At 54.9% G+C, this 16803-nt stretch carries 17 protein-coding genes; 14 read left to right on the forward strand and 3 right to left on the reverse strand.

Going from position 1 to position 16803, the window contains the following annotated elements; all coding sequences use genetic code 11:
- Positions 1-70: 70 nt before the first annotated feature.
- The 12 genes from Y71_RS01750 to trpS all read left to right on the forward strand — a co-directional run bounded on the left by Y71_RS01750 (position 71) and on the right by trpS (position 10055).
- Positions 71-856, forward strand: a complete 786-nt coding sequence (locus tag Y71_RS01750; RefSeq protein WP_007369749.1) for a hypothetical protein — start codon at positions 71-73, stop codon at positions 854-856.
- Positions 856-1392 (forward strand): PilN domain-containing protein, encoded by a 537-nt coding sequence (locus tag Y71_RS01755; protein ID WP_007369750.1) that lies wholly within the window; start codon positions 856-858, stop codon positions 1390-1392. The genes Y71_RS01750 and Y71_RS01755 overlap by 1 nt, the downstream gene beginning before the upstream one ends.
- Positions 1376-1837 (forward strand): HofO family protein, encoded by a 462-nt coding sequence (locus Y71_RS01760; RefSeq protein ID WP_007369751.1) that lies wholly within the window; start codon positions 1376-1378, stop codon positions 1835-1837. The genes Y71_RS01755 and Y71_RS01760 overlap by 17 nt, the downstream gene beginning before the upstream one ends.
- Entirely contained in the window at positions 1827-2228 is a 402-nt protein-coding gene (locus Y71_RS01765; protein ID WP_007369752.1) for a HofP DNA utilization family protein, read from the forward strand. The genes Y71_RS01760 and Y71_RS01765 overlap by 11 nt, the downstream gene beginning before the upstream one ends.
- Entirely contained in the window at positions 2140-3372 is a 1233-nt protein-coding gene (gene hofQ, locus Y71_RS01770; protein WP_071531965.1) for a DNA uptake porin HofQ, read from the forward strand. Before Y71_RS01765 ends, hofQ begins: the two co-directional genes overlap by 89 nt.
- Before the next feature lie 286 nt (positions 3373-3658).
- The gene (gene aroK, locus Y71_RS01780; RefSeq protein ID WP_002920267.1) at positions 3659-4180 is read left to right on the forward strand and encodes a shikimate kinase AroK; all 522 of its coding nucleotides are present in this window, start codon (positions 3659-3661) and stop codon (positions 4178-4180) included.
- A gap of 55 nt (positions 4181-4235) precedes the next feature.
- A complete protein-coding gene (gene aroB, locus Y71_RS01785) occupies positions 4236-5324 on the forward strand; it encodes a 3-dehydroquinate synthase (RefSeq protein WP_035888962.1) in 1089 nt (362 codons plus the stop codon).
- A gap of 88 nt (positions 5325-5412) precedes the next feature.
- On the forward strand, positions 5413-6693 hold the full coding sequence (gene damX, locus Y71_RS01790; protein WP_007369755.1) for a cell division protein DamX: 1281 nt from the start codon (positions 5413-5415) through the stop codon (positions 6691-6693).
- 67 nt (positions 6694-6760) lie between these two features.
- The gene (dam, locus tag Y71_RS01795) at positions 6761-7582 is read left to right on the forward strand and encodes an adenine-specific DNA-methyltransferase (protein ID WP_007369756.1); all 822 of its coding nucleotides are present in this window, start codon (positions 6761-6763) and stop codon (positions 7580-7582) included.
- Between the two features lie 47 nt (positions 7583-7629).
- Positions 7630-8307: a ribulose-phosphate 3-epimerase gene (gene rpe, locus Y71_RS01800; protein ID WP_007369757.1), complete on the forward strand. Its 678-nt coding sequence runs from the start codon at positions 7630-7632 to the stop codon at positions 8305-8307.
- Positions 8300-9058: a phosphoglycolate phosphatase gene (gene gph / locus Y71_RS01805; RefSeq protein ID WP_007369758.1), complete on the forward strand. Its 759-nt coding sequence runs from the start codon at positions 8300-8302 to the stop codon at positions 9056-9058. The genes rpe and gph overlap by 8 nt, the downstream gene beginning before the upstream one ends.
- Positions 9051-10055 carry a tryptophan--tRNA ligase gene (gene trpS, locus Y71_RS01810; protein ID WP_007369759.1) on the forward strand — a complete coding sequence of 335 codons (1005 nt, stop codon included), beginning with the start codon at positions 9051-9053 and terminating at the stop codon, positions 10053-10055. The genes gph and trpS overlap by 8 nt, the downstream gene beginning before the upstream one ends.
- Positions 10056-10099: 44 nt before the next feature.
- Here the strand turns inward: trpS and cysG are convergent, their stop codons facing one another.
- The 3 genes from cysG to nirB form a co-directional block, all read right to left on the reverse strand.
- Complete coding sequence (gene cysG / locus Y71_RS01815) at positions 10100-11464, reverse strand: siroheme synthase CysG (protein WP_007369760.1); 1365 nt, start codon at positions 11462-11464, stop codon at positions 10100-10102.
- A gap of 106 nt (positions 11465-11570) precedes the next feature.
- On the reverse strand, positions 11571-11897 hold the full coding sequence (gene nirD / locus Y71_RS01820) for a nitrite reductase small subunit NirD (protein WP_007369761.1): 327 nt from the start codon (positions 11895-11897) through the stop codon (positions 11571-11573).
- Positions 11894-14437, reverse strand: coding sequence for a nitrite reductase large subunit NirB (nirB, locus tag Y71_RS01825; protein ID WP_007369762.1), 2544 nt, complete (start codon positions 14435-14437; stop codon positions 11894-11896). The genes nirD and nirB overlap by 4 nt, the downstream gene beginning before the upstream one ends.
- A gap of 239 nt (positions 14438-14676) precedes the next feature.
- On the opposite strand from nirB, the gene Y71_RS01835 reads away from it, so the two are divergent.
- Both Y71_RS01835 and ppiA read left to right on the forward strand, forming a co-directional pair.
- Positions 14677-15975: a cytosine deaminase gene (locus Y71_RS01835; protein ID WP_007369764.1), complete on the forward strand. Its 1299-nt coding sequence runs from the start codon at positions 14677-14679 to the stop codon at positions 15973-15975.
- A 156-nt stretch (positions 15976-16131) separates the two neighbouring features.
- A complete protein-coding gene (ppiA, locus tag Y71_RS01840; protein WP_007369765.1) occupies positions 16132-16704 on the forward strand; it encodes a peptidylprolyl isomerase A in 573 nt (190 codons plus the stop codon).
- Positions 16705-16803: the final 99 nt, after the last annotated feature.

Consider the following 16803-nt stretch of genomic DNA (forward strand, 5'->3'; position numbering starts at 1 on the left):
GGTAGTATAAAGGCAAGCCTGATGCATTGATATAGCGTCATCCCCGCAGACGATAAGGAGATCGTAACTTATGGCATTCAGGCACTGGCAAATTGGGCTGCATATTCAACAAGATGGAATCTTTATTGTGGCGCTTGCCGCCGCACGTGGCGGTCAGGCTTTACGCCGCTGGTGGCACTTTCCTTTACCTGCCGGAACGATTGTTCAGGGGCGTATTAAAACACCCGAGCCGCTTCTTGCCGCGCTGCGTCCCTGGCGACAATCTTTACCACAACGGCACTGTGTTCGACTGGCTTTTCCCGCCGTACAAACCCTACAAAAAAAGCTACCACGTCCGGCTATTGCATTGCGTGAAGAGGCGCTTAATCGCTGGGTATCACAGGCTATGGCGCGCGAACTGGAAATGGCGGAAAACGAGCTCTGCTTTGATTTTACGGAGGATGAGCCGGGAAAAACCTATGGCGTGACCGCAGCGCAGAATAAAGACGTGGCGGTGCTGCTCGATATGGCGCAGACCCTCTCACTACATCTCTCTTCTATTACGCCCGATGCCAGTGCATTGCAGGCTTTGCTGCCCTGGCTCGCGCCTCCTGCCCGTTGCCTGGTGTGGCGCGACGAACGGCAATGGTTATGGGCAACGAAAGAGAGCTGGGGTCGGCGTGCGCAGGAGGACGCCGATAGCGCTGTTCAGTTAGCCAGCGTGCTGGGGTTGCCTGCTGATGAAGTTGTGCAGTGCAGTGATTTACCCGGCGGCTTTGATTGCTGGAGTGCTGTACCTTCGCGTCAGCCGCCGTTGCCGACAGCAGGCGATCGCTATGCTGTCGCTCTCGGGCTGGCCGTCGCCAGGGGATATTGATGGCTGGCGTGAATTTTCTGCCCTGGCGGCAATACCGGCGGCGACGCAGCGTGCGTCTCTGGGCGAGCGTTTTTATCGCCAGCCTCCTGCTGACAGGTGGTGCTGGCTTGCTATGGCGAGCATCGGTAGCCGCCAATCTTCACGTGCGGGTTCTTTGGCAGCAAGCCGATGCCGCACTGCTGGCCTCGCTGAAGGCGGGTGAAAAAACTTTGCTGGCACGGCAAGACGCGTGGCGCAAGGCGCAGGTTCGCAGACAGCGGCGGCAGGATACGCAGGCCTGGCAGCCACGCTTGCTTAGCCTGGCCGCAAATCTTCCGCAGAATGCCTGGCTGACGCAACTGCGCTGGCAGCAAAACCAGTTGACGCTATCAGGCCTTGCCAGCTCGGTTCGGGCGTTAGGTGTGCTTGAACAGCAATTGCGCAACATCGCGGGGTTTCAGTTACAACAAACCGGCGCAATGGAACGGGATGCGCAGGGGCGCTGGCAATTCCACTACCAGCTTAATAAGGAGAACAGGGATGTCCCTGAACGCTGATTTCTGGTTTGCATTATCGCCGTGGCAACGTACGGCATGCTGGCTGCTGAGCGTTTTTTGCGGCTTGCTTTTGGTGTGGTGGTTAGCCATTTCCCCGCTTAGTGCGGCACAGGCGCAGTTAAATATTCAGCAAAGCGGTCAACAGGCCGCATTACAGGCTCAGTGGCGCACGCTACGTGCATTATTCCCGCCGACAGAAAGTGCGCCCTTACCCACAGCGCAGCCTTTTAGTCCTCTGGATTTTCAGGAGACCAACAGGCAACTCATCCGCTGGCAACCCGGAAAAAATGGGGGGGAGTTGGTACTGGAAACTCGCTGGGAACCGGTGACGGAAACTTTTGCGCGCCTTGCCAGTTGCGACATGCAGGTTCCGGCATTTTCGCTGGCAGTGGGCGCTGATTTGTTGCGTTTTACCCTGCAACTGGAGCATGACGATGATCGTTGAACGCGTGGTTTTTGCCTGTGCGTTATGCCTGTTGCTGAGCGGTATGCGCGACCCCTTCCAGCCGCCGCCGGATACCTGTCAGCTTACCCAACTGAACCAATGGCAGTTTCGCGGCATGATTCAGGGCAAGCAGGCGGTGGGCATATTGCGTGATGCCGGTGAACGCTGGCATCGGGTCGCTGCTGGCGAGTTGCTGCCAACGGGCTGGCTCGTTGTTTCTGTCACCGTGGATGAGCTGCAAATTTCCACGGGTAAAGATTGCATCCCGGCGCAGTGGCGCTGGAAACGAGAAGGAACTCAGAATGAAAAAATGGATAACGGGCCTCATGCTCTTCGCCCTGTCTTACGTCAGCACAGCGACAACGCAGCTCGTCACGCTGACCGTCGATGATGTGCCGGTGGTACAGGTGCTACAGACGCTGGCCGCGATTGAAAAGCAAAATCTGGTGATCCAGAAAGATGTCAGTGGCACGTTGTCGCTGCATTTAACCGATGTTCCCTGGCGGCAGGCATTGCAAACCGTGGTGGAAAGTGCCGGATTAACGCTCAGTCAGAAGGGGACAATCTGGCAGGTTCACTCCGCGTCGTGGCAGCAACAAAAACAGGCGGAACAGGATGCCCGGCAGGCCCGACAAAAACAGAATGCCCCGCTGCAAACGCGCAGCATCGTGTTGCGTTATGCGGACGCCGAAGAACTGGCAAAAGCGGGCGGAAAACTGCTTAGCCCGCAAGGCGCAATAACCGTGGACTCGCGGCTTAACCGCCTGCTGATCCGGGATAATAAAGAGGGGCTGGCGACACTCGAAAAATGGGTGGCGCAAATGGATTTACCGGTCGAGCAGGTTGAGCTGGCGGCGCATATTGTGACCATCAATGAAAAAAGCCTGCGCGAGCTGGGTGTGAAATGGGGGCTGGCGCAGAGCGCCGAAACAGCGCGTGGGCAGATAAACGCGCTATCTGCGGATCTCTCCGTTCCCGATGCCAGTACGCGCGTGGGGTTCAATATCGGCAGTATTAATGCCCGCTTGCTCGATCTGGAGCTTTCCGCGCTGGAGCAAAAGCAGCAGTTGGAGATCATCGCCAGCCCACGTCTGCTGGCTTCACACCGGCAGCCTGCCAGCATCAAACAGGGGAGCGAAATTCCTTATCAGGTCGCCAACGGCGAAAATAATACCTCGGTCGAATTTCGCGAGGCTGTGCTGGGGATGGAAGTGACGCCAACTGTGCTGCCTGATAAACGCGTTCGTCTGAAGCTGCGTATCAGTCAGAATATGCCTGGTCAGGTGCTGCAACAGTCCGGAGGCGAAGCCCTGGCGATTGATAAACAGGAAATTGAAACGCTGGTGGAGGTGAAAAGCGGTGACACGCTGGCGCTTGGCGGAATTTTTTCGCAAAAGCGCACCACGAATAAAAACCAAATTCCGGGGCTTGGGTCTCTGCCTGGCATTGGTCAGCTGTTTCGTCAGGATGGGAAGGATAGCGAACGGCGAGAACTGGTCGTCTTTATTACCCCAAGGTTGGCGGCGGTACATTAAACCTGCCGTAATCCCCCTTTTTCTTCGGAACTTGGTTCAGGTGTTTGACGTGAGAGATGATTTAGCTTACAAGGAGTACCGATTTGAGCGTCAGTGGTCTCCGTCGTATAGCAAGCAGCGTGAAGGATAACGTGTTTATTCAGTTGCCAAACAAGCCGGAGTACTGAGATAATTTTCGATCTGACTCTCGCACTATCGCATATGAGGTTTCAGTTCATGTCCTGCTACGCTGGGTATCTGTGAAGCGGGTTTATCATCAACGAATAGTCTTAGTAGTACCGAAAAAATGGCAGAGAAACGCAATATCTTTCTGGTTGGGCCTATGGGTGCCGGCAAAAGCACTATTGGGCGTCAGTTAGCTCAACAACTCAATATGGAATTTTACGATTCTGATCAAGAGATTGAGAAACGAACCGGAGCTGATGTGGGCTGGGTCTTCGATGTTGAAGGTGAAGAAGGCTTCCGCGATCGCGAAGAAAAAATCATCAATGAGCTGACGGAAAAACAGGGCATCGTTCTGGCGACTGGCGGTGGTTCTGTGAAATCTCGCGAAACCCGTAATCGTCTCTCCGCCCGTGGCGTAGTGGTGTATCTGGAAACCACTATCGAAAAGCAATTGGCTCGCACTCAACGTGATAAAAAACGCCCGCTTCTGCAAGTGGACGCGCCGCCGCGTGAAGTACTGGAAGCACTGGCTGACGAACGCAATCCTCTGTACGAAGAGATTGCAGACGTGACCATTCGCACCGACGACCAGAGCGCTAAAGTGGTCGCAAACCAGATTATCCATATGCTGGAAAGCAACTAATTCTGGCTTAATACACAGGCCTGCGGGTTTAAGCAACTAAGGTGGATGTCGCGTCATGGAGAGGATCACAGTCACTCTTGGGGAACGTAGTTACCCTATCACCATCGCGGCTGGTTTGTTTAACGATCCAGCTTCCTTCTCGCCCCTGAAGTCTGGTGATCAGGTCATGCTGGTCACTAATGAAACACTGGCTCCGCTCTATCTTGATAAGGTTCGCCACGTTCTTGAACAGGCTGGCGTGAAGGTCGATAGCGTGATTCTTCCCGACGGCGAGCAATACAAAAGCCTGGCGGTGATGGATACCGTATTTACTGCTTTGTTGCAAAAACCGCACGGGCGTGACACGACGCTGGTTGCGCTGGGAGGCGGCGTAATCGGTGATTTAACCGGTTTTGCAGCGGCCAGCTATCAGCGCGGCGTACGCTTTATTCAGGTTCCAACCACGCTTCTGTCTCAGGTTGATTCCTCCGTTGGCGGTAAAACGGCGGTAAACCACCCCCTTGGCAAAAACATGATCGGCGCATTCTACCAGCCTGCGTCTGTCGTTGTTGACCTTGATTGCCTCGCAACCCTTCCCGCCCGTGAACTCTCCTCCGGTCTCGCGGAAGTGATCAAATACGGCATTATTCTTGACGGTGAGTTCTTTGACTGGCTGGAACAGAATATGGATGCGCTTTTGCGTCTCGACGGCCCGGCGATGGCATACTGTATTCGGCGTTGTTGTGAGCTGAAAGCCGAAGTTGTTGCTGCCGATGAGCGGGAAACCGGCTTACGTGCTTTACTGAATCTGGGGCATACCTTCGGCCATGCTATCGAAGCAGAAATGGGCTACGGTAACTGGCTGCACGGCGAAGCTGTTGCAGCTGGCATGGTGATGGCGGCACATGCTTCTGAGCGTCTGGGTCAGTTCAGCAAAGCAGACACGCAGCGTATCAAAACGCTGCTCAAACGTGCTGGCCTGCCAGTTCAGGGGCCGCATGAAATGGCGGCGGAAGCCTATCTGCCACATATGATGCGCGATAAAAAAGTGCTGGCGGGGGAAATGCGCTTAGTGCTCCCGTTGGCCATAGGGAAGAGCGAAGTGCGCGGCGGAGTGTCGCACGACGTAGTACTTGGCGCTATTGCTGATTGTCAGCAGGCGTAACTATTAGAAAGGTCTGGTCACCTGTTGCGTGACGTTTAACTTCGGGCGCTATGCATGTCGTGGCATACGCCTTTGTGTGGGGTGTTAAATGGATGAATACAAACCAGAAGACGAGCTGAAAACCGATCCCAGCGATCGTCGTACTGGTCGTTCTCGTCAATCTTCCGATCGTGTCGATGAACCGCAGATCAATTTCGATGATATTGATCTCGATGCCGACGACCGCCGTCCTTCGCGTACCCGCCGGGCGCGTGATGAGCGCGAAGAAGAGGGCTACGACGAAGAAGATGAAGCTCTGGACGAAGAGCGTGAAGAACGTCGTCCGCGCAAGCGTAAGAAAGCGGCTGCCGCGAAACCTGCTTCGCGCCAGTACATGATGATGGGCATTGGCGTTCTGGTTCTGTTATTGCTCATTATCGGTATCGGTTCCGCGTTGAAATCCCCTGCGCCCTCCACGGCCAATGAACAGAATGCTCCGGCAGAGAAGAATATCGATCTCTCCGGTAACAATGGCAGTGCGGACAGCTCCGCCGCCGCTAACCAGGCGAATAACGCACAGCCCGCTGCCGGTACATCGCCTGTCCAGCAACCTGCTGGCAATGCGCCTGCGCCGCAGGATGTTACCTTACCGCCGATCTCCTCGACGCCATCTCAGGGTGAATCGCCTGCAACGCCTGCGGGCCAGCAGCGTGTGGAAGTTCAGGGCGATCTGAACACCGCGCTGTCGCAGCCGCAAAGCCAGGCGCAGATTGACAATGCGGTAAGCTCCACGTTGCCAACAGAACCTGCAACGGTAGCACCGGTACATAACGGCAATGCACGGCAGACTGCAGAAAGTCATTCGGCGGCAACGCGTCCTGAGCGCAAGCAGATGGTGATTGAGCCGAAACCGGTCGTTAAAGCGCCGGTCGCGAAAGCCGAGTCAAAACCGGTTGCCCAGCCGCCAAAACGCACTGAAACTGCGGTAACCGCTCCGGTGAAAGCACCGGCGACAACGACAACTGCTGCGACTGCTGCGCCGGTACAACAGCCGAAAGCCGCTGCGCAGGCTACTGCACCCGCTGCAAGCAGCGCAGTCTCAACCGGGAATGTTGGCGCGCTGAAATCGGCTCCGGGCAGCCACTACACGCTGCAACTGAGCAGTTCCTCGAATTACAGCAACCTGAATTCGTGGGCGAAGAAAGAAAATCTGAAAAACTTCGTGGTTTATCAGACTACGCGTAACGGCCAGCCGTGGTATGTGCTGGTAAGCGGCGTATATGCATCAAAAGATGATGCAAAACGCGCAGTTGCTACGCTTCCCGCTGATGTACAGGCGAAAAACCCGTGGGCTAAGCCGCTGCATCAGGTTCAGGCCGATCTGAAGTAATGTTTAAAGCGCAGGATGCTGTCGGAGCTTTCTCCACAGCCGGAGAGAGTGTAAGTAATCAGTCAGCATGAAAAAGAATCGCGCTTTTTTGAAATGGGCAGGGGGGAAATACCCCCTGCTGGACGATATCGGAAGGCATCTGCCAGAGGGTGAATGCCTGATCGAGCCGTTCGTCGGCGCGGGTTCGGTGTTTCTTAACACCTCGTTCTCCCGCTATATCCTCGCTGATATCAACAGCGATTTGATTAGCCTCTATAACATCGTCAAAGACCGCCCTGATGAATACGTTCAGTATGCGCGGGAATTGTTCATGCCTGCGACGAATCAGTCGGTGATTTACTATCAGTTGCGCGAGGAATTTAACCAGTGCCAGGATCCGTTCCGGCGCGCGTTGCTGTTTTTGTACCTCAACCGGCATGGTTATAACGGCCTGTGCCGTTATAATCTGCGCGGCGAATTTAATGTGCCGTTCGGTCGCTATAAAAAACCCTATTTTCCGGAAGCGGAGTTGTATCACTTCGCGGAAAAAGCGCAGAATGCCTTTTTTTACTGCGAATCCTACGCCGACAGTATGGCGCGCGCTGACGAGAATTCAGTCGTCTACTGCGATCCGCCTTATGCCCCGCTTTCTGCAACGGCAAACTTTACGGCGTACCACACAAACAGCTTCAGTCTGGAGCAGCAGGCGCACCTGGCCACCATTGCCGAGAACCTGGTGCAGAACCGGATCCCGGTATTGATTTCCAACCACGACACCGCGTTGACGCGTGAGTGGTATCATCAGGCAAAATTGCATGTGGTGAAAGTGCGCCGCAGTATCAGCAGTAACGGCGGCACACGTAAAAAGGTGGATGAATTGCTGGCGCTCTATCGCCCGGCGACACCTTAACTCGCTTTCGCCGCGTTGCCAGGCCCTATTTTCTCAAGGAGATGCGGATGAAACAGTATTTGATTGCCCCTTCGATTTTATCGGCTGACTTTGCTCGCCTGGGCGAAGACACTGCCAACGCGCTGGCCGCTGGTGGCGACGTTGTCCACTTCGATGTAATGGACAACCATTACGTACCGAACCTGACTATCGGGCCGATGGTGCTTAAAGCGCTGCGCAACTACGGCATCACCGCACCTATCGACGTGCATTTGATGGTGAAACCGGTTGACCGTCTGGTGCCGGATTTCGCCGCCGCGGGTGCGAGCATCATTACATTTCATCCTGAAGCTTCCGAGCATGTTGACCGCACGCTGCAACTGATCAAAGAGCAGGGTTGTAAAGCGGGGCTGGTGTTTAACCCGGCGACGCCGCTGAGCTACCTGGATTATGTAATGGACAAGCTGGATGTGATCCTGCTGATGTCGGTGAACCCCGGTTTTGGTGGTCAATCCTTTATTCCGCATACGCTGGATAAACTGCGCGAAGTTCGCCGCCGCATTGATGCTTCCGGTTTTGATATTCGTCTGGAAGTTGATGGCGGGGTTAAAGCCAGCAATATCGGCGAGATTGCCGCTGCTGGTGCGGATATGTTCGTGGCGGGGTCGGCGATTTTTGATAAGCCGGATTACAAACAGGTTATTGATGAAATGCGTAGCGAACTGGCGAAGGTAAGTCATGGATAAATTGCAGTCGATTCAAGGTGTGGCTTTCGATCTGGATGGTACGCTGGTGGATAGCGCGCCGGGTTTGACGGCCGCCGTAGACAGCGCGTTGTATGCGCTGGAACTCCCCCAGGCCGGTGAAGCGCGCGTGGTGACCTGGATTGGTAACGGCGCGGATGTGCTGATGGAGCGAGCATTCAACTGGTCGCGCCAGGAACGTGCTATCCAGCGTGCGGCGCAGGGCAAGCCAGACATTGAAGAGCATGTTCCGCAGGAAGAGCAGATTCGCATGCTGCGTAAGCTGTTTAACCGCTATTACGAAGAGACGGTGGAAGAGGGCAGTTTCCTGTTCCCGGACGTGGCAGACACCCTGGCTGCACTGCACGCTCAAGGTCTGCCGCTGGCGCTGGTGACCAACAAACCGACGCCGTTTGTCGCTCCGCTGCTGGAAGCGCTTGATATCGCACAATTCTTCTCTTTTGTCGTCGGCGGCGACGATGTGGTGAACAAAAAGCCGCACCCGGAACCGTTGCTTCTGGTGTGTAAAAAGCTCAATATTCAGCCTCACGAGCTACTTTTCGTGGGTGATTCGCGTAACGATATCCTGGCTGCGAAAGCGGCAGGCAGCGTTTCTGTGGGCCTGACTTACGGTTATAACTACGGCGAAGCGATCACCCTGAGCGAACCAGATCTCGTATTTGATCACTTTAAGGACTTACTGCCCGCATTTGGGCTTTCGCATATTGAACATCAGGAAATGAAACATGACTAAGCCCATCGTCTTTAGTGGCGCACAGCCCTCAGGTGAACTAACCATTGGCAACTATATGGGTGCGCTGCGTCAGTGGGTAAACATGCAGGACGACTACCACTGTATCTATTGCATCGTTGACCAGCACGCGATTACCGTGCGTCAGGACCCGCAGGCGCTGCGTAAAGCGACGCTGGATACGCTGGCGCTGTATCTGGCCTGTGGTATTGATCCGCAGAAAAGTACCATTTTCGTTCAGTCGCATGTGACTGAACATGCCCAGTTGGGCTGGGCGCTGAACTGCTACACCTATTTTGGTGAGCTGAGCCGTATGACGCAGTTCAAAGACAAATCCGCTCGCTATGCGGAAAACATCAACGCCGGTCTGTTTGATTATCCGGTACTGATGGCGGCAGATATTTTGCTGTACCAGACCAATCAGGTGCCGGTTGGGGAAGATCAGAAGCAGCATCTGGAACTGAGCCGCGATATCGCCCAGCGTTTTAACGCGATCTACGGCGATATCTTTAAAGTGCCGGAGCCGTTCATTCCGAAATCCGGTGCGCGCGTGATGTCGCTGCTGGAACCAACGAAGAAGATGTCCAAGTCGGACGATAACCGTAATAACGTGATTGGCCTGCTGGAAGATCCGAAATCCGTGGTGAAGAAAATCAAACGCGCGGTGACCGATTCCGACGAGCCGCCGGTTGTGCGTTATGATATCGCCAACAAAGCGGGCGTTTCCAACCTGCTGGATATTCTCTCCGCCGTTACCGGCCAGAGCATTCCGGAGCTGGAACAGCACTTCGAAGGCAAAATGTATGGACATCTGAAAGGCGAAGTGGCGGAAGCGGTTTCCGGTATGCTGACCGAGTTGCAGGAGCGTTATCATCGCTACCGCAATGACGAAGCCTTCCTGCAGCAGGTGATGAAAGAGGGGGCTGAGAAAGCCAGTGCACGCGCCTCTGAAACGCTGAAAAAAGTCTACGAAGCGATTGGCTTTGTCGCCAAACCGTAATTGATGATTGCCGGATGAGCGAAGCCGCCATCCGGCAATTTATTTCAAAACCATTTCAGTTTATCGCGTAGCGCCACGACGCGACCCACAATAATCAGCGCCGGGCTTTCCACCTGCTGCGCCAGTTCGCCGAGTTGCGATAAATCACCGCTCACCACACGCTGCTGCACCGAGGTGCCGTTTTCCACCAGCGCAACCGGCATATCGGCCTGCATGCCGTGTGCAATCAATTGAGCCTGAATGGTGGTGGCCTGATTTAAGCCCATATAAAACACCAGTGTCTGTTTTTCTGCCGCCAGGTTGGCCCAGTCCAGCTCGCTGCCGGTCTTCAGATGCCCCGTTACCAGCCGTACGCTTTGTGCATAATCGCGGTGCGTCAGGGGAATGCCTGAATAGGCCGAACAGCCGGAGGCTGCGGTAATCCCCGGTACAACGGAGAAGGGAATTCCTGCATGGCACAAGGTTTCCAGCTCTTCGCCGCCGCGGCCGAAAATAAACGGATCGCCGCCCTTCAGACGCACAACGCGTTTGCCCTGCTTCGCTTCTCGCAGCAGGATCTGGTTGATCTCTTCCTGCGGTACACAGTGATAACCTGCGCGTTTACCGACAAAGACACGATCGGCGTCGCGGCGCACCAGGTTCATGATCTCATCCGAAACCAAACGATCGTAGACCACCACATCGGCTTGCTGGATCTGCTGCAAACCTTTCAACGTCAGTAATCCGGCATCGCCAGGGCCCGCACCCACCAGCACAACTTCGCCGCGGTTATCCAGCGGCTCGGCCAGCAGCTGTTCGGTGATTTTTTCTACCGCTGGAGTGTTCTGGTTCGCCAGAGATTGCGCCAGCCGATCGTTAACAAACAGTTTTTCCCAGAAACGGCGGCGTTCACCGACGCTGGCGAACTGGCGCTTTACACGACCGCGTAGCTTGCCAGCAAAGTGTGCAACATGGCCGAGATGTTGCGGTAGCAGCGATTCCAGCTTCTCACGCAGCAAGCGTGCCAGTACCGGCGAAGTACCGCCGGAGGAGACGGCCACCATTAGCGGTGAGCGGTCAATAATTGACGGCATGATAAAACTCGCCTGCGTGGGAGCATCGACTACATTACAGAAGATGCGGCGCGCTTCAGCCGCAGTGCTGACCTGCTGGTTAACGGCTTCGTTGTCCGTGGCGGCGATCGCCAGCCAGCAATCATCAAGCAGCGTCTCTTCGAATGCGCCTTCCGCCAGCGTCAGCATGCCTTCCGCCGCCCAGACGGTAAACTGTGGCGTAAACGCGAGAGCGTTAACGGTCAGCCGGGCGCCTGCGTCCATCAGCAGCCGGGCTTTGCGTTCGGCGACATCGCCGCCGCCAACCAGCAGGCATGCGCGATCGCGTAATTGACAGAAAATGGGCAAATGATCCACGACATTACCTCGGTATTGTTGTTGTTCGACGTAGCATACCAGCAAGAGAACTGCGGAAGTTAAGGGAATCTTGAAGGAGCGGGAGCGTTGCGCTCCCGCTGGAGAGTCAGGCTTTGATCTGGACTTCACCTTCTTTGACTCGCGCGTCGAAATGCGCGACAGAACGGCTTTCATCCTCCATACACAGGCCATCACGCAGACGGAAGCGCTGTTTTTTCAGCGGGCTTGCCACCCACAGATCGCCCTGATGTTCGGCGATAATCCCACGAGAGAGCACACTGGCTTCAAAGAAGGGATCGATATTGCTGATGGCAAAAACCTGATCGTCATGGCGCGGGCGGAAAACGGCGACTTGTTTGCCGTTTACCAGCGCGCAGACACCGGTGGCAGGCACAATGTCATCGATTTTGCAGATAGTGTTCCACTGGCTCATGCGTTTTCCTCCACTAATACGACCGGAATACGTTCATAGGGCGTTGCCGGGCGATGTTGTTCGCGTTCCGGCACCACTTGCACATTCGGGTCGCGGCGATCGCTGTTGATAAAGTGTTTGAAGCGCGTCTGGGCGGCAGGTGTGTTCACGGTTTCTGTCCATTCGCAAATTACTGCTTCACGCAGGCGGGTCATCTCTTCTTCCAGTTGCGCGTCAAAGCCCAGCTTGTCGTCGATAATCACGCTTTTCAGGTACTCAATGCCGCCTTCCATGCTTTCCAGCCAGGAGGCGGTACGGGTCAACTTGTCAGCGGTGCGGATGTAAAACATCATAAAGCGATCAAGGTAGTGCAGCAGGGTTTCGCGGTCGAGATCGGCAGCCAGCAGATCCGCATGGCGTGGTTTCATACCGCCGTTACCGCAAACATACAAGTTCCAGCCCTTTTCGGTGGCAATCATACCGACATCTTTCCCCTGGGCTTCCGCACACTCGCGGGTACAACCGGAAACGCCGAATTTCATTTTGTGCGGCGTACGGATGCCTTTGTAGCGATTCTCCAGTTCGACGCCAAAGCCAACGCTGTCGCCAACGCCGTAGCGGCACCAGGTGGAGCCGACGCAGGTTTTCGCCATACGTAATGCTTTAGCGTACGCATGGCCCGTTTCGAAACCGGCGTCGATAAGTTGACGCCAGATTTCCGGCAGATCGTCTTTTTGCGCGCCGAACAGGCCGATACGCTGTGAACCGGTGATTTTGGTATACAGGTTGAACTCACGGGCGATACGGCCCACTTCCATCAACCCTTCCGGTGTGATTTCGCCGCCTGCGGAGCGCGGGATCACCGAATACGTACCGTCTTTCTGGATATTGGCGAGGAAGTTGTCGTTGGTGTCCTGCAACGGCGTATGTTGCGGTTTCAGGATGTACTCGTTCCAGCAGGAAGCGAGCAGCGAACCAATGGTCGGTTTACATACTTCGCAGCCGTAGCCTTTACCGTATTTCGCCAGCAGCTCGTCGAAGGATTTAATCCCTTCCACACGGATCAGGTGATACAGCTCCTGGCGCGAGTAGGCAAAGTGCTCGCACAGATTGTTGGTAACCTCGATACCCTGTTTTGCCAGCTCGGCGTTCAGCACTTGCGTCACCAGCGGGATACAACCGCCGCAGCCGGTACCGGCTTTGGTTTCAGCTTTCAGCGCAGCAACGGTATGACAGCCTTTATTGATGGCGGCGATCAGAGCGCCTTTGGACACGTCGAAACAGGAGCAGATTTGCGCGCTGTCCGGCAGCTTATCGACACCGATTGACGGTTTGCCGCTGCTGGCATGTGCAGGCAGGATCAGCGCATCCGGATTTTCTGGCAGTTCGATGGCGTTAAGCACCAGTTGCAGCAGGTTGCCGAAATCGCTGGTGTCGCCCACCAGCACCGCGCCGAGCAGGGTTTTGTTATCCGGGCTGACGATCAGACGTTTGTAGACCTCTTTGCTTTCGTCGAGATAAACATAGCTGCGCGCGCCTGGCGTACGGCCATGCGCATCGCCGATACCGCCCACATCGACACCGAGCAACTTCAGTTTGGCGCTGAGATCCGCGCCTTCAAAGGCGTTTTGCGTACCCAGAATATGATCTACAGCGACCTGCGCCATTTTATAACCCGGCGCGACCAGGCCATACACGCGGTTATTCCAGTTGGCGCATTCACCGATGGCGTAGATGTTCGGATCGGAGGTCTGGCAGTTATCGTTGATCACGATACCGCCACGTTGCGCCACTTCCAGGCCGCACTGAGTCGCCAGCTTGTCGCGCGGGCGAATACCGGTTGAGAAGACGATAAAGTCCACTTCCAGCTCGCTGCCGTCGGCAAAGCGCATGGTTTTGCGCGCTTCTCTGCCTTCCTGCACGATCTCTTTGGTGTTTTTGCTGGTGTGAACGCGTACGCCCATGCTTTCAATTTTACGCTTCAGCTGTTCGCCGCCCATCTGATCGAGCTGCTCGGCCATCAGCATCGGGGCGAATTCGATCACATGCGTTTCGACGCCGAGGTTTTTCAGCGCGCCAGCAGCTTCCAGGCCCAGCAGACCGCCGCCGACCACGGCACCACGACGGCTACGACGCGCGCAGGCTTCAATAGCGTTTAAATCTTCAATGGTGCGGTAGACGAAGCAGTCCTGCGTTTCGGAACCTTTGATCGGTGGGATCCACGGATAGGAGCCGGTCGCCATGATCAGCTTGTCGTAATAGACCGTGCGCCCGGCGCTGGAGTGAATCACTTTTTCCTGCCGATTGATAGTGATGGCGCGTTCGCCTACCAGCACTTTCACACCGTGTTTTTCGTAAAAGCCTTCGCGAACCAGCGACAACTCTTCGGCGGTATGATGAGAAAAATAGGAAGAGAGATGGACGCGGTCGTAGGCTTTACGCGGCTCTTCACAAAAGACAGTAATATCGAACTGAGCGGCGTCGGTTTTATCGAGGAGATCCTCAATAAAACGGTGGCCGACCATGCCGTTACCGATAATAGCGAGTTTGACTTTGCTCATTTTTGCCTCGATTTCTTTTCTATTACCTCCTACCTTAACGATTCAGCCCCCCCACTTATTGATGTGCATCAAATACATCTTCGCCTACCACTTAATGAGTAGCTTATTGATTTTTATTAGTTTTTATAAGTTGTGGATATCAATGGTTTTTATGGTTTGCGTTAAATGTGTGCAAAAAAAAGCGGGTTTTTGCTCGCGTCTCTGATACAAGATATCTGATGAAAACACGGAGGCATGCTATGTCGGCAACACCGCTTTGGTTGGTTCAGAATGTGCATTTACCCGATCGCGAAGGGCTGTGGCAAATCGCCATCGAACAAGGGCGCTTTGGCGAAATTACGCCGATGGGCGCAACGCACAGCGATAGCCTCGAAGTACTGAATGCCCGCGGCGGCCTGGCGCTGCCACCTTTTATCGAACCGCATATCCACCTTGATACTACGCAAACCGCCGGTGAGCCGAACTGGAACCAGTCCGGTACGCTGTTTGAGGGGATTGAACGCTGGGCGGAACGCAAGGCGTTGCTTAGCCATGAGGATGTGAAAGCACGCGCCTGGCAGACGCTGAAGTGGCAAATGGCTAATGGCGTGCAGCATGTGCGCACCCATGTTGATGTCTCCGATCCCTCCCTGACTGCGCTGAAAGCGATGCTGGAAGTGAAAGCGGAGGTCGCGCCGTGGATCGATTTGCAGATTGTTGCGTTTCCACAGGAAGGCATTCTCTCTTACCCCAATGGTGCGGAGTTGCTGGAAGAGGCGTTACGTCTGGGCGCCGATGTTGTCGGCGCGATCCCGCATTTTGAGTTTACCCGCGAGTACGGCGTGGAATCGCTGCACATTGCCTTTGAACTGGCGCAAAAATATGACCGCCCGCTGGATATTCACTGTGATGAAATCGATGACGAACAGTCGCGTTTTGTTGAGACGGTGGCTGCACTGGCGCTGAAAATGGGGATTGGCCCGCGTGTGACGGCCAGTCATACCACCGCCATGCACTCTTATAACGGTGCTTACACCTCGCGACTGTTCCGCCTGCTGAAGCTTTCCGGCATTAACTTCGTCGCCAATCCACTGGTCAATATTCATTTGCAAGGGCGTTTTGATGATTATCCGAAACGTCGGGGCATCACGCGCGTGAAAGAGCTGCTGGCGGCGGACATCAATGTCTGCTTTGGTCATGATGATGTGTTTGATCCCTGGTATCCGCTTGGTACGGGCAATATGTTGCAGGTGCTGCATATGGGGCTGCATGTCTGCCAGCTGATGGGCTATCAGCAAATTGATCAAGGGCTGCGTTTAATCACCCATAACAGCGCCAGAACTTTCGGTCTGACACAGTACGGTATCGTCCCCGGCAACCCGGCCAATATGATTATTTTGCCGGTGGAAAGCGGGTTTGATGCTGTGCGTTGCCAGGTGCCTGTGAGATGGTCTATTCGCCAGGGGCGAGTGATTGCCAGTACGCAGCCTGCGCAAAGTTGGGTGAAGATGGACAGCGGCGGTGAAGAGGTGCTGTTCAGCCGTTATCACGCACGATAACCTGCGGCGTCAGGCCGTATTCTTGCGGTTGTGAGCGGCCTGACGTTACATATGTTTCCAAATACGTAAAATTAAGTAAAAGGCTGGCCTGCTGGCTGACTGCTCTTTAGAATCAAGCCACTCGCTTTCTTTACTGCACTTCGTTAAGGAAACCCTATGGTTAAATCGACTCTGGCGGCTGTTGTGGCTGTGTTTGCCCTTTCTGCTCTTTCCCCTGTTGCGCTGGCGGCAAAAGGCGACCCCCATGTTCTGCTCACCACCTCCGCAGGTAATATCGAACTGGAGCTGAACAACCAGAAAGCCCCTGTGTCGGTGAAAAACTTCCTTGATTACGTTAACAACGGTTTCTACAACAACACGACGTTTCATCGTGTGATCCCGGGGTTCATGGTGCAGGGCGGTGGTTTCAACGAGCAGATGCAGCAGAAACAGCCTAACCCGCCGATCAAAAACGAAGCTGACAACGGTCTGCGTAACACGCGCGGTACTATTGCAATGGCGCGCACTGCGGATAAAGACAGCGCGACCAGCCAGTTCTTCATCAACGTTGCGGATAACGCTTTCCTCGACCACGGCCAACGTGATTTCGGCTATGCGGTATTCGGTAAAGTTGTGAAAGGGATGGATGTGGCGGATAAAATTTCTCAGGTGCCCACGCACGATGTTGGCCCGTACCAGAATGTCCCGTCAAAACCGGTTGTTATCCTTTCCGCAAAAGTGCTGCCGTAACACTCCCTTCGCACGGGTTTTTCGCCCGTGCTTAGTTCGCTTCCCTGCGTAACGTTAAATTGCTGCTTATAATTTGGGCAACTACATGTGCAAACAGGG

Origin of the sequence: Kosakonia radicincitans DSM 16656 (assembly GCF_000280495.2) — a bacterium.
Taxonomy (GTDB): domain Bacteria; phylum Pseudomonadota; class Gammaproteobacteria; order Enterobacterales; family Enterobacteriaceae; genus Kosakonia; species Kosakonia radicincitans.

What these genes read in the sequence shown, in the direction of transcription:
- nirB (WP_007369762.1), bottom strand. Translation starts at nt 14,437, where the DNA reads ATGAGCAAAGTCAAACTCGCTATTATCGGTAACGGCATGGTCGGCCAC.
- aroB (WP_035888962.1), top strand. Translation starts at nt 4,236, where the DNA reads ATGGAGAGGATCACAGTCACTCTTGGGGAACGTAGTTACCCTATCACC.
- nirD (WP_007369761.1), bottom strand. Translation starts at nt 11,897, where the DNA reads ATGAGCCAGTGGAACACTATCTGCAAAATCGATGACATTGTGCCTGCC.
- dam (WP_007369756.1), top strand. Translation starts at nt 6,761, where the DNA reads ATGAAAAAGAATCGCGCTTTTTTGAAATGGGCAGGGGGGAAATACCCC.
- gph (WP_007369758.1), top strand. Translation starts at nt 8,300, where the DNA reads ATGGATAAATTGCAGTCGATTCAAGGTGTGGCTTTCGATCTGGATGGT.
- Y71_RS01765 (WP_007369752.1), top strand. Translation starts at nt 1,827, where the DNA reads ATGATCGTTGAACGCGTGGTTTTTGCCTGTGCGTTATGCCTGTTGCTG.
- Y71_RS01760 (WP_007369751.1), top strand. Translation starts at nt 1,376, where the DNA reads ATGTCCCTGAACGCTGATTTCTGGTTTGCATTATCGCCGTGGCAACGT.
- trpS (WP_007369759.1), top strand. Translation starts at nt 9,051, where the DNA reads ATGACTAAGCCCATCGTCTTTAGTGGCGCACAGCCCTCAGGTGAACTA.
- Y71_RS01755 (WP_007369750.1), top strand. Translation starts at nt 856, where the DNA reads ATGGCTGGCGTGAATTTTCTGCCCTGGCGGCAATACCGGCGGCGACGC.
- damX (WP_007369755.1), top strand. Translation starts at nt 5,413, where the DNA reads ATGGATGAATACAAACCAGAAGACGAGCTGAAAACCGATCCCAGCGAT.
- aroK (WP_002920267.1), top strand. Translation starts at nt 3,659, where the DNA reads ATGGCAGAGAAACGCAATATCTTTCTGGTTGGGCCTATGGGTGCCGGC.
- Y71_RS01835 (WP_007369764.1), top strand. Translation starts at nt 14,677, where the DNA reads ATGTCGGCAACACCGCTTTGGTTGGTTCAGAATGTGCATTTACCCGAT.
- Y71_RS01750 (WP_007369749.1), top strand. Translation starts at nt 71, where the DNA reads ATGGCATTCAGGCACTGGCAAATTGGGCTGCATATTCAACAAGATGGA.
- ppiA (WP_007369765.1), top strand. Translation starts at nt 16,132, where the DNA reads ATGGTTAAATCGACTCTGGCGGCTGTTGTGGCTGTGTTTGCCCTTTCT.
- rpe (WP_007369757.1), top strand. Translation starts at nt 7,630, where the DNA reads ATGAAACAGTATTTGATTGCCCCTTCGATTTTATCGGCTGACTTTGCT.
- hofQ (WP_071531965.1), top strand. Translation starts at nt 2,140, where the DNA reads ATGAAAAAATGGATAACGGGCCTCATGCTCTTCGCCCTGTCTTACGTC.